The sequence below is a fragment of the Arthrobacter sp. N199823 genome (assembly GCF_002929705.1).
In the GTDB taxonomy this organism is placed as follows: Bacteria; Actinomycetota; Actinomycetes; order Actinomycetales; family Micrococcaceae; genus Specibacter.
Window position 1 is genome coordinate 63,508 of record NZ_PJIN01000004.1, and the last position, 11,685, is coordinate 75,192.

Genomic DNA, 11,685 nt, shown 5'->3' on the forward strand with positions numbered 1-11,685 from the left:
CGCCGCACAATGTTGCTCACGTCATGACGCTAGGGTTGATGGTTGCAAAGATCCCTGGCGGTGCTTGTAGTCCGCCCTTAATTTGACGATGAAGTTAGGCCGATGAAGAAATTTATTCAGTTTTCCGTTGCTCTAGTGCTCGTTGCAGGACTGGCGGCTTGTGGCACCGGCGGTCCCGGCGCATCCCCGAGCGAAACCCCCAGCAGCACGGCTGCAGCGGCCCAGGAAGAGCGTGCAGTCCCCGATGTTGCGGGTATGACCTACAGCGAGGCCTACAATGCGCTGGTCGGCGAGGACTTCTTCGCCAAACTGGTCGACGAAACGGGAGTCGAGTGGACCACGGGTAACCCCTGGGCCGACGTCACCGTGAAGTCGACGGATCCGGCCGCCGGCACCATGTCCAGTGCGTCCTACGTCAACGTCACCCTTACCGTGACCCAGGACGACTACGCAAAGCAGACTGAGTCAGCCAAGTAGGCTGTTGTCTTACTAGACCACCGGCCCCGCCGCGGAAGCCACAGTGAAAGCTGCCGCAGCGAGCCGGTGGTTTTTTGTGCCTTTTCGGAGGAAGGCGACAATGCGGAATGATCCCAGCAGTTTAAAGTATGGGCGTTTTGGGCAGCTTGCCGAAAAGCCCGACTATCCGGAGATCCGGACCCATCGTGCGCAATTCGTGCACGCCACCACCCCAAGTCCGCTCCAGACTTCTGACTTGGTCGAGGCCGTGACCCCCGCGGGCATTTTCCGGGATAGCGTCGCGGAACTGATCCGGGCCATCGCGTTCCTCACGGCACCGCCGGAACCAGCCCGGTTTCGTTCGCCTACACCACGGCCTGAGCTGCGCATGATCGCCTGTCTGCAGCGATTCAGCGCCAGAAACCAGTGAGATCTCCGGCGATGGTCCTACCCTGGTTGTAGCCGGCACGCGCTGCGGCGGGACGGGTTGACTGGTCCATCATGTTCGCGCCAAACGCTGCCAGGGAGTTGCTGTCCGGCAGAATGACTTCGACGGCGCTGCCGGAAGCCCTGAGCTCGGCGACTTGCACCTCCAGTTGCATGCCCCACTCCAAGGGGTGCCGTGTCCTGCCTCCAAGCGGCGACAAGACCAGCACCCGCCCGTAACCGGCTGCCAGATCGGCGTTCTCGCTGGACCGCCGGTAGCCACCGTCGATGAATGCGCCATCGCCAATGCTGTAGGCCAGGCCATTGGCACAACTGGCGGCGACGGCGTCCACCAACTCGATCCCGCTTGCTCGGTCAAGTACAGTCGGTTCTCCGTTATGGGCATCCACCGCAGTGATGAGCAGCCGCTTTTCCGGCCAGTTCAGGCTGGGCAGCCGGGCGGCGACAGTTTCGCGCCACCGCTGTGGGCCCAGCTCACCCGAATCTTCAGCTAGATCGAGCGCTGCCGCGCCCATGCGGCGTCGCATGTCCGCGGGGTTCTTGGCGGCTGCGATGATTTCTCCCGTCCTGCGCATAGAGTCGCCAACTGTTCCCTGGCGGCCGCTCCCGCCACGAACTCCAGCCTGAGGAGGACGCTGTTTGGGCACTGAGGAAAGGATGTCGGCCAAAAGTTGGCTGGGGTCAGCACAGGCAATCTGGGCGGCTGCCGTAGAACCGCCTGAGGTGCCAATCATCAGATCGGCAGTGGTTGTATCCACACCGGCCTCGAACAGGCCAGCGATGACGCCAATCAACCAGGCGTTGCCAGCCGAGCCGCCCCCGCCTAAGACCAGGGCCTGCTGTTCCGGGGCCACCCGCGGGTTGAAGTTTCTCGTTGTAAAAGATGTTGTGTCCATGGAAATTGCCCTTCGCAAAATGCGTGACGGGCGCTCCCGGTGGCGGCTAGCTCAGCCGCGACTTCGTGGACTGCAGGGGAGCGCCACTATGGATACTGCGTGCATGGGTCCCACCTCCTGCCGAATGATCACAATTACCGAGAAATTATCACGCGACCAACGTGCTGTGCAACAGCCTGTCCCGGCACGCAGGCGGGAGCCGGAATCCGTCGTTGCTCCGGGGCCGCGGTGCCATGGCAGTAACGTCGGCATCCAGGCAGCAACCCAGCCCCGCAGCACTAAACAGCCGTGAGCGTCCAGTAGTTCGGGAGAATGGGGTGACGCAGACCACTAATTCCTGCTTTGTTGCGAATCCCGGACATAATGGAGTGTTGTCGCATCAACGACGGCCGCACACCACGGACCCCTACAGGCATTCCGGGGTCCCATAAGGGCAATCAGCCAGGAGTCACAGTCCACCTATGAGCCATGTTTCTGCAGAACCTGAGTTAGCACCAAAGACGCCCAAGAACGCGGGCCTGCCTGAGAACGAACTCAAGCGGGGGCTCAATAGCCGTCACCTGCAGATGATTGCAATTGGTGGCGCTATTGGCACCGGTCTCTTCGTGGCCTCCGGTGGCACCATTGCACAGGCCGGTCCCGGCGGAGCCCTGCTCGCCTACATTCTGGTGGGCTTGATGGTCTTTTTGTTGATGCAGTCCTTGGGCGAAATGTCCGCCAAGATTCCTGTGGCGGGTTCATTCCAGACGTATGCCACCCGTTTTGTTTCACCATCCTTCGGTTTTGCCGTTGGCTGGAATTACTGGTTCAACTGGGCCATTACCGTGGCCGCGGAGTTAGTTGCCGCTGGCATCATCATGGACTTCTGGTTTCCGGGCGTTCCTGGCTGGGTCTGGGCCGGGGCATTCCTGGTGCTGTTGACCGGAGTGAACGCCCTTTCATCCAAGGCGTTCGGGGAAAGCGAGTTCTGGCTGTCCTTGATCAAGGTGGTTGCAGTGATCCTGTTCCTCATCGCCGGAGTCCTGATGATCTTTGGCATCCTGGGTGACGGGCACTCTGGGATGTCGAATTGGCAAAACGGTGAAGACGTCTTCCACGGTGGCTGGGTATCCATCATCTCCGTCTTCATGATCGCCGGATTCTCCTTCCAAGGCACCGAACTCGTGGGCGTGGCGGCAGGCGAAGCTAAGAACCCTCGGCGCGAGGTTCCACGCGCCATTCGTTCGGTATTCTGGCGCATCATGATTTTCTATGTTGGCGCCATCTTCGTCATCGGCTGCCTGATCCCGTTTACCGACCCAAGCCTGCTGGCATCCGGCGAGGCAGACATTGCCGCCTCACCCTTCACCTTGGTCTTCGAACGGGCGGGCATCGCCTTCGCCGCAGCCCTGATGAACGCCGTAATTTTGACGGCCATTCTCTCGGCCGGCAACTCCGGGCTCTACGCCTCAACGCGCATGCTCTACGCCATGGCGCACGACGGCAAGGCCCCAAAAATCTTCGGCCGCACCAACTCCCGCGGTGTGCCCATGGCAGCCCTACTGGCCACGGCCGCCGTCGGACTCTTTGGTTTCCTCAGCGCAATCGTGGGCCAAGGTGCCGCATACTCGTGGCTGCTCAACGTCTCGGGACTGAGCGGATTTATTGTCTGGGCTGGCATCGCGGTCTCGCACTACCGCTTCCGCCGCGGTTTCATTGCTCAAGGGAACAAGGTGAGCGATCTGCCGTACCGAGCCTCGTTCTTCCCCATCGGGCCCATTCTGGCGTTCACGGTACTCATCGTGGTCATCGCCGGGCAGAATTACGAGGCCATTCTCGCCGGCCGGGGAGCGGAAGTCCTCTCCTCCTACATTGGCATCCCCATCTTCCTGGGCCTCTGGCTCATTCACCGCTTTGTGCGCAAATCCAAAGTTGTGCCACTTCTGGAGATGGACCTTTCCGGCCCCAAGGATCTCGAGGAGAGCACCGTCTAGCGCGATCTTGGCCTGCGCCGTCGTTTCCGAGTACGACGGCGGCGCGAGCCACCTATAGCGCCAAACTCACCTCAGGTGATACCCAGATGCGCTGCCGTTTCAGGGCTTCCCACGACTCTCAGCACCCAATCGGGTCGGTTGAAGGTGTCAGGGGTGAGACGCAAATACTGGACCTCTGTGACCTCCCCAGGTTTCCAGGCTTGGCGGAACACGCCATTCAGCTCATACCCTAGGGACTTCGATACTCCCAGGGATGGGCCATTCCAGACGGCGGCCTCTGATTCGGCGATCTCTGCGTTGAGCCAATCGAAGGCATAGCTCAAAACAGCAGCACGCATTTCCTTGCCAAATCCTTGACCTTGAGCACTTTGTCGCAGCCACGATCCGGTAGTGACTGTTTTGAGGGTTTCAAAGTCAGCAGCTCCTAGGTCCTGGCAGCCAATAAAGTCATTGCCGTGCCAGACACCTAGCTGAAGGGACCACTTTTTCTTGTTCGCTTCCGCTCTGGTTCGCCAGATATGACGTGCTGTGTTAGCGGGGAATTCATCGGCCGGCGCTTCCGTCCACGGATGCGAAAAGGGCATCAACTCAACGGGGTGAATACCACTCTTGGCGGCCTGCACGGCGGCGGATATGTGCTCATCCTGAATGGGCTGCAAGATCAATCGTGGAGTTTCCAGACGTAGTCCGAAGGGCGGCCATTGCTCGGTGAGACTGATCATCCCAAAGTCTAACCATTCCGCACGCGTGGAGCTTGATCTGTGGCTTCCGGAGTCCTCGAGCACTGCGGGTTACCTCAGGGGTAAGTAGGGGGATATCCCCATGGTGGCGCACCGCCGGTAACCGTAGCGTTGAAGCCATGGATATCCCCGCATTGAAGCCGACGGCAGCGTGTAGTCATGACTGACTTTTTGATGGAGGCGGCAGCTCAGCCGTGGGCCTACGTGATAGTTGTGATCTTTTGTCTTCTGGACGGCTTCTTCCCTCCCATTCCCAGTGAGACGCTGGTGGTTGGAGTAGCGGCCCTCGCTGCAACTCACGGGTGGTCAGCGCTGTCACTCTTGGTTCTCACGGCTGCCATTGGCGCATTCCTTGGGGACAATATCGCGTACCTGATCGGGCGTCACGTGGGGACAACTCGCTTTGCCTGGCTGCGCCGTCCCATGATGCAACGGGCCTTGTCCAAGGCTGGGACAGAGCTGGAACAGCGACCCATTTCCATGATCTTAGTGGCACGGTTCCTGCCCGTGGCCAGGGTTGCCGTCAATCTCACCGCCGGGGCTACGCGCTACAAGCGAGGGAGGTTCGTGGCGGTGTCGGCCCTCTCCGCAACACTATGGGCTGTCTACTCCGTAGCAATTGGGGCGCTGGCAGGATCCTGGCTGCGTGAACACCCGCTGCTGGGTCTGGTCGGAGCCATGGTTGTTGCTGGTCTGCTAGGAATCGTGCTGGATAAGACACTCCGGGTCATCCGCACCCGTCGCGTCCCAGCGAAACAAGCACCAGAACCAGAACCAGTCAGGAGCCTGGCAGCAGCTAATCTGCCATAGACCTTTCCCGAAGAAGAATCGAGGGAGGCACCCCGGGCTGCCTCGCATGTAAGGATGGAAGCTGCAGCGCACCCCCGACCCAGCGAACCGCAGACGCTCTGGAGCCACATGATCACCACCCATCCCATCCCGGCCAGCTTTATCCGCGGCGCCCTGGAACTGGAGAGCACGGCTACGGGCACCATTGTCCATCGCCTACCGGCCAGCGCACGCGCCCAGGCCAACGGGGATCCACAGCTCCTCATGGTCGAGCAGCAGCCCTCCGGAGTGCGCATCGTCTTCCAGAGCACCGCTACCGTGATCGAGCTAGACACCCTACGCTCGCGCACCAGTTATGCGGGAACCCCTGCTCGGCCCGATGGCGTCATTGAAATCATCGTGGACGGCTCCGTCTTCGAAGAGTCGGTCACCAACGGCGGCATTCTGACAACCATCGACATGGCCACCGGGACCCCTTCACGAGAACAGGGCCCCAGCTGTACCAGTAGCTTCACGAAGCTGCCAGCGGGACTAAAAAGTATTGAGCTCTGGCTTCCCCACAATGAGGTCACTGAGCTCTCGGAACTTCGCAGTGATGCACCCCTTCAACCGCAGCCGCCCAGCGTTCGCCCCCAATGGCTGCACCACGGCAGCTCCATCAGTCACGGCTCCAATGCCACGCGTCCGACGGCGATTTGGCCAGCTATTGCTGCCCGCTTAGGTGACATGGAACTGACAAATCTCGGTTTTGGTGGCAGCGCCCTATTGGATCCTTTCACTGCACGCACCATGCGTGACACCCCAGCCGACGCCATCAGTATCAAGATGGGAATCAACATCGTCAACCTTGATCTGATGCGGTTGCGCGCTTTCGGACCGGCCGTTCACGGGTTCCTTGACACGCTCCGCGACGGGCATCCGGAGACGCCTTTGCTCGTGGTCTCGCCCATCTTCTGTGGAATTCACGAGGACACTCCTGGCCCCGGGGCTTTCGACATGGCCGCCCTTGCCGAAGGAAATATGCGTTTCATCGCCACAGGGGACCCGCTCGAGACAGCTGCCGGAAAGCTCACCTTGCGGATCATTCGGAAGGAATTGGAACGGATAGTCCACTCACGCGCGGAAAGTGATCCAAATTTGCATTTCCTCGACGGACTGGCACTCTATGGTGAGAGCGACGCCCAAACGCATCCTCTTTCAGATGCGCTCCATCCGGACAGCGATACACACCGCCTCATGGGCGAGCGCTTTGCACGCCTGGCGTTCGGTCCTGGCGCTCCGCTGAAGGCGCGCTAACACCAACAAAAAAGCCCGGCCCGCCACCTATAAAGAAGGCAGCGGGCCGGGCTCAAAGTTCAAGATTACAGCTCAAGCACTAGTGCATTGAGCTTGTAGCCTTTGCAGTAGAGGACGCTGGCTCCAGGGACAAATCGGAGCTGGACTTGCCCATGAAAGCGGCAATGACCACGATGCCCAAGGCCACACAGCCGGCCACCATGAATCCATGGCTGAATCCGGTAGTCTGTGCAGTGATCGGATCCTCGCCAGCTGCTGCAGCCGCCAACGTTCCCGCAGACATGACGCCCACCAGCAGCGCTGTACCGGCCGCTCCACCCAACTGTTGGAGCGTGGACAGCAGTGCTGATCCGTGCGAATGCAGTGAATGCGGCAGCGGGTTCAGTCCGGCAGTGAAGGCGGGCGTGAAGATGAAAGCCAGTGCAACCGACATGACCAGGTGCATGCCGATGATCATGGCGAGGGGAGTGGTCTCGTTCAGCTGGGTGTAGCCGAACAGGACGGCAGACAGCAGCAGACCACCGGGCATGAGCAGCGGGCGAGCGCCCACCTTGTCGAACAATTTGCCCACCCAAGGAGCCAGCACACCCATCAGTATGCCGCCAGGGAGCATCACCAATCCGGTGGTGAGTACATCCAAGCCACGAACGTTTTGGAGGTACATGGGAAGGAGGATGATAACGCCGAACAGGGCCAACATCGCCATGACCATCAAGGCTAGGGCGAGTGTGAACTGGCGCAATAGGAAGGGACGCATGTCCAAAAGAGCGCTGTCTGTGCGCTGGAGTCGCAGCTGCAGGATCACGAACGCAGCCAGCGAGACGAGCGATACGCCAAGTGCCACGAGGGCAATCAGGTGAGTGCCGGCGTCGGGCGATCCAATGCCACTCAAGCCGTAGACCAGACCACCGAAGGCGGGAATGGAGATCAGCAGTGAGGTTACCGAGAGCTTTGAGTGGCTCCGTTCCCCACCTGTTGGCAGGAGCCGTGAACCCAGGATCAGGGCTAGCACCGCTACGGGCAGCACCAGCAAGAAGATGAAGCGCCAGGATAGCGAATGCAAAATCAGTCCGGACAGCGTGGGCCCGATGGCCGGCGCTACCGAGATCACGATGGAGACGTTGCCCATGATGGCGCCCCTGCGGTGCGAAGGTACCAGATCCAAAATGGTGGTCATGAGAAGCGGCATCATGATAGCGGTTCCCGATGCTTGGATGACGCGCGCCACCAGCAACACCTCAAAACCGGGAGCTAATCCAGCGAGGAGTGTTCCCGCCGAGAACAGCCCCATGGCCACCATGAAGACGGTGCGGATGGGCAGGCGGGTGAGGAGGTAGCCGGTGGTGGGAATAACTACTGCCATGGTCAGCATGAATGCCGTGGCGAGCCACTGGATTGCAGACGCCGATACCTGGAATTTTTCCATCAGTTCGGTCAGTGCAACGTTCATGATGGTTTCGTTGAGGATCACAACGAAGGCTGAAACGAGAAGGACGCCGATGGTGGTGCGGTCCCTGGCTGAGAGCCGATCAGGCGCTTCAGCGGTGGAAAGTGACATGGTGGGTCCTGGTCTATTTTGGTGCGGAAATGATGAGGGTGCCGTGATGGTTCAAGGCTAGATATCAGCATAAATCATCGGCTCACTGGGGTAAGCGCCAATGTAAAGGCATCTATTCCCATCTGTTCGCATCGATTCTCAGCTTTTCCCAGCTTTTCCCAGTTTCGCTTCAGCGGCATTGTTGAGTCCACCAGCTAGTGTTGTTCGAAAACCACCTGAGGAAGGCATGATGAACGTAAACACCGTAAAAACATGGGCGTTGGCGGCACTCTTAGGCACTAGCGCCGTCAACCACGTGAAGAATCCTGCGTTTTACTACCCTGTGGTTCCGCCTTCATTGTGCAGCGACAAGGGTGGAAAGCTCGGCGTCATGACACGCAAGCAGTGGGTTCTGGCGTCGGCCGTCCCGGAGGCGCTGGCAGTCGTTGGATTGCTGATACCGCGTACCCGCAACGTCACAGCCGTTGCCACAACGTTGATGTTTGTTGGATTCACCGCCGGCCACCTCACCGCGTTGCGGCGAGCATTCGGGCCGGAAGGAACAGCACAGACCAAGCGAATCCATGCCGTGAGGCTGCCGCTGCAGGTGCCGTTGATCGCCTGGGCATGGAGCGTTCGCAAGCCCTAAGCTCCTTTCTATCACCGCGCGTCGATCACGTCCCACCTGAGCAGCGCAGCAGCCGGGCCCCCCTTCGGCTAAGGGGGCCCGGCTGCTGTGTGCTCGTACCTAGTGCTTGCTCAAGCGCCTTCTCGATCCGGCCACAATGACCAGACCGGCGAGAAGCGCAAGGAGCGCACCACCAATTATGAGCGTTGACTTAGCGCCAGTGCTGGCCAAGCCATCCTGATTGGTCCCGTGAGACGGTGTCGCGGACGACGCCGTTCCTTGCGTAGGAGCAGCACCGTTCGTGCTGTCCGTGGCTGGGTCTGTATCGGCCGGTCCTGTTGTGGTGGCCGAGTCGCTTGGAGCCGTCGTTGCCGACGGACTCGTGGGGTCCGTGGTTGGCGCCACCGTTGCCGGGGGCGTGGTGACGGGTGCGGACGTTTCCGGTGCCGCTTCCACGGCGATCATCAGGCTGGCGAAACCAGCCAAGGAACCATCGGCGAATTGAACACTCACCACGTACTCGCCAGCGGTGAGTCCTGTGGGGACAATCAAGGGAGCTTCACCTGCGGCGTTGCTTCGCACCCAGCCGTTGGTGCTGGTCGCTGAGAAGGCCGCAGTGGCGCCGTCGTGAACTGCCAGCAGCAGCCAGGCGTTGGCCGGCAGGTTCTTCAGCGTGATGTACTCGCCGCCGTCGAACTCGGTGGCGGGAACTGCCAAGTCAACCGGTGATGTGGCTGGCAGTTGCGCCGGATCCACCAGCGCAGGCGCTGTTGCCGGAGCATCTGGAGCCGTTGTCCAGTTCACGCCGGTGGTCTTGAAGTGCGTCAAGTCCTGAAGTGCCATGCGTCCGCCAAGCTGACCCGCACGCTTGGTGAAGTCTGCGTAGTTGCGCTCACTTTGAGCAGACCAGCCCACTTCAGCCGTGGCGAGGCCACGAGGGTACTGGTATGTTTCCGTCTGTTCCATGCCACGGATCCATTCGCCCCACTGCACGGTTTCCACCCCGAGAATCCGGTCATCCATAACGCCGGGTAGGTAATTTTCGGGGTTCCAGTCGTAGTGAGTTTCCAAGGTGCAGGGTCCGCCGCAGGCCCACGTGCCGCCTGCGCTCTGGGAATTGTCCTGCTTCTGCGGGATGTAGGTCTTCTCGGCCGGGGAGAGGATGGCTTTGAGATTGTTCGCCAAGATCTTGGTAGCCGTACTTTGCCGGTTGCCGGCCCAGTACTGGACGATGGAATCCTTGGGCAAGTTGGCCGAAGAGTATTCGTTCCAGCCAATGACCTGCTTATCCAAGTCATGAACCTGGTCAACGAAGGCATCCACCATGGTGACGTACTTGTCATGCGGGGTTACATGGGACTCGTCCCCACCAATGTGCAGGTAGGGACCGGGGGTCATGGCCACCAGCTGTGTCAGGACCTCCTTGGTGAACTCGTACGTTGCGGCGTTGTCAGCGTCAAACGTGGTGCCGCCAACGTTTCCTGATCCTTGGTGGGGCGGAGTGTCGGTCCCCGGCGCCGGCTTGGGCGCTGAGCCCGCCGAGTTGAGCTGGGGAATGGCGTGCAGTGCGGCGTTGGTGTGGCCGGGCATGTCAATTTCAGGGACAACCACCATGCCGTTCTCGCCGGCGTAGCTCACAATCTCTTGGTAATCAGCCTTGGTGTAGAAGCCCGTGTGGCCCAGTTCCGTGCCCTGCATGACGCCAGCATCGTTGTAGGTCATGGCGGTCTTGCCGGAGATGTCCGTCAAGTCCGTGTATTTGATTCCCGAGGGATTCGCTGCCGGCTGGTCCATGGCGATGCGCCAGCCCTGGTCATCGGTTAAGTGAAGGTGTAGGCGGTTGAACTTAAACTGTGCCGCGTTGTCGATGTGTTCCTTCATTTCATCAACGGTGTAGAAGGAGCGGGCCACATCGATCTGGATGCCGCGGTACTCATAGCGGGGGTAGTCGCTGATGACCACGCCGTCCACGGTCCACGGTGTAGTGACCACTGCATCGGACTCGATCCACTGTGGAAACAGCTGGCGGAGGGTCTGGACACCATTCAAGGCACCGGTAGCCGTGTTGGCCTCCACCCGGACCCCCGCGGCGTCAGCCTGGAGAGCGTAGCTCTCTGCCTTGTCCTCGGACAATCCCGGGGCAACAGTGACGGCAATATCATTCGCTATGGGAGTCCCGGACACCACGGGAAGGGCAAAGCCCGTGCTCTTGCGGGCTTTCTGGGCGAAGTATGTTGCTGCCGCAACAGCATCGCCCGTGGCCACAATGCGGCTTGACGGAGTCAGCCGGAAAGTGCCGTCAGCGGTCTGGGCGACGGCAGATGGCAAGGGCACCAGCGCCGGATTGGCAGGCACGTCCTGAACGGCCTTGTCATAGATTTCAAACTCGGATATGGAATAGCCAAAGGTGGCCCACTGGGCGGCCAACACGGCACGGACGAACTTGACGTTACTGGCGCCAACCTTGATTTCATCCACGCGCGCGGGGCCGGTGGAACTGGTCATGACCTTGACGTCTGTCCACGTGGTGCCGTCGACGGAGGTCTGCAGTGTGTAGTTCCTGGCCGCCCCGGCCGGCCACTGGATCTTCACGTTGTCAACGGGGCCCGCAGTAGCCAGCTCAACCTGGAACCAGCCAGCGTTTCCGGCGTTAGAGGACCACCTCGTGCCTACTTTTCCATCGATGGCGTTGGCCGCAACGTTGCCAGGGATCGCGGTTTCCACGTTGTGGGCCGTCGCCGTCCCCGTCAACGCCAGATTATTTGGCAGGGCCACGGGAGCCGGTGGCGGCACCACAATGGGTGCGGTCTGGGCCGGTGGGGCTGCCTGGGCTGTGAAGGCTGTTGGCAAAACTGCTGCGAACAGACCCAGCGCCGCAGCACAGGCGAGCCCGGCCGTCGTCGTTCTTCTTAGTGCTCTCAAT

General features: G+C 60.5%; 9 protein-coding genes. 5 read left to right on the forward strand and 4 right to left on the reverse strand.

Annotated elements, in window-relative coordinates:
• Positions 1–102 precede the first annotated feature (102 nt).
• Positions 103–477: a PASTA domain-containing protein gene (locus CXQ93_RS10485; protein ID WP_104110387.1), complete on the forward strand. Its 375-nt coding sequence runs from the start codon at positions 103–105 to the stop codon at positions 475–477.
• Between the two features lie 389 nt (positions 478–866).
• Here CXQ93_RS10485 and CXQ93_RS10495 read toward each other — a convergent pair whose 3' ends face one another.
• The gene (locus CXQ93_RS10495; protein ID WP_104110389.1) at positions 867–1,799 is read right to left on the reverse strand and encodes a patatin-like phospholipase family protein; all 933 of its coding nucleotides are present in this window, start codon (positions 1,797–1,799) and stop codon (positions 867–869) included.
• 461 nt (positions 1,800–2,260) lie between these two features.
• On the opposite strand from CXQ93_RS10495, the gene CXQ93_RS10500 reads away from it, so the two are divergent.
• Positions 2,261–3,772 carry an amino acid permease gene (locus CXQ93_RS10500; RefSeq protein WP_104110390.1) on the forward strand — a complete coding sequence of 504 codons (1,512 nt, stop codon included), beginning with the start codon at positions 2,261–2,263 and terminating at the stop codon, positions 3,770–3,772.
• Between the two features lie 71 nt (positions 3,773–3,843).
• Here CXQ93_RS10500 and CXQ93_RS10505 read toward each other — a convergent pair whose 3' ends face one another.
• Entirely contained in the window at positions 3,844–4,494 is a 651-nt protein-coding gene (locus CXQ93_RS10505; RefSeq protein WP_104110391.1) for a GNAT family N-acetyltransferase, read from the reverse strand.
• 177 nt (positions 4,495–4,671) lie between these two features.
• On the opposite strand from CXQ93_RS10505, the gene CXQ93_RS10510 reads away from it, so the two are divergent.
• Together CXQ93_RS10510 and CXQ93_RS10515 are read left to right on the forward strand one after the other, a co-directional pair.
• Positions 4,672–5,322 (forward strand): DedA family protein, encoded by a 651-nt coding sequence (locus tag CXQ93_RS10510; RefSeq protein ID WP_104110392.1) that lies wholly within the window; start codon positions 4,672–4,674, stop codon positions 5,320–5,322.
• Between the two features lie 108 nt (positions 5,323–5,430).
• The gene (locus CXQ93_RS10515; RefSeq protein ID WP_104110393.1) at positions 5,431–6,597 is read left to right on the forward strand and encodes an SGNH/GDSL hydrolase family protein; all 1,167 of its coding nucleotides are present in this window, start codon (positions 5,431–5,433) and stop codon (positions 6,595–6,597) included.
• Between the two features lie 79 nt (positions 6,598–6,676).
• On the opposite strand, the gene CXQ93_RS10520 is transcribed toward CXQ93_RS10515, so the two are convergent.
• The gene (locus CXQ93_RS10520) at positions 6,677–8,155 is read right to left on the reverse strand and encodes an MDR family MFS transporter (protein WP_104110394.1); all 1,479 of its coding nucleotides are present in this window, start codon (positions 8,153–8,155) and stop codon (positions 6,677–6,679) included.
• A gap of 226 nt (positions 8,156–8,381) precedes the next feature.
• Here CXQ93_RS10520 and CXQ93_RS10525 point away from each other — a divergent pair, with 226 nt between their 5' ends.
• Entirely contained in the window at positions 8,382–8,783 is a 402-nt protein-coding gene (locus CXQ93_RS10525) for a hypothetical protein (RefSeq protein ID WP_104110395.1), read from the forward strand.
• Between the two features lie 99 nt (positions 8,784–8,882).
• Here the strand turns inward: CXQ93_RS10525 and CXQ93_RS10530 are convergent, their stop codons facing one another.
• A complete protein-coding gene (locus tag CXQ93_RS10530; RefSeq protein WP_104110396.1) occupies positions 8,883–11,684 on the reverse strand; it encodes a family 20 glycosylhydrolase in 2,802 nt (933 codons plus the stop codon).
• Between the last annotated feature and the right edge of the window lies 1 nt (position 11,685).

What these genes read in the sequence shown, in the direction of transcription:
- CXQ93_RS10485 (WP_104110387.1), top strand. Translation starts at nt 103, where the DNA reads ATGAAGAAATTTATTCAGTTTTCCGTTGCTCTAGTGCTCGTTGCAGGA.
- CXQ93_RS10495 (WP_104110389.1), bottom strand. Translation starts at nt 1,799, where the DNA reads ATGGACACAACATCTTTTACAACGAGAAACTTCAACCCGCGGGTGGCC.
- CXQ93_RS10500 (WP_104110390.1), top strand. Translation starts at nt 2,261, where the DNA reads ATGAGCCATGTTTCTGCAGAACCTGAGTTAGCACCAAAGACGCCCAAG.
- CXQ93_RS10505 (WP_104110391.1), bottom strand. Translation starts at nt 4,494, where the DNA reads ATGATCAGTCTCACCGAGCAATGGCCGCCCTTCGGACTACGTCTGGAA.
- CXQ93_RS10510 (WP_104110392.1), top strand. Translation starts at nt 4,672, where the DNA reads ATGACTGACTTTTTGATGGAGGCGGCAGCTCAGCCGTGGGCCTACGTG.
- CXQ93_RS10515 (WP_104110393.1), top strand. Translation starts at nt 5,431, where the DNA reads ATGATCACCACCCATCCCATCCCGGCCAGCTTTATCCGCGGCGCCCTG.
- CXQ93_RS10520 (WP_104110394.1), bottom strand. Translation starts at nt 8,155, where the DNA reads ATGTCACTTTCCACCGCTGAAGCGCCTGATCGGCTCTCAGCCAGGGAC.
- CXQ93_RS10525 (WP_104110395.1), top strand. Translation starts at nt 8,382, where the DNA reads ATGATGAACGTAAACACCGTAAAAACATGGGCGTTGGCGGCACTCTTA.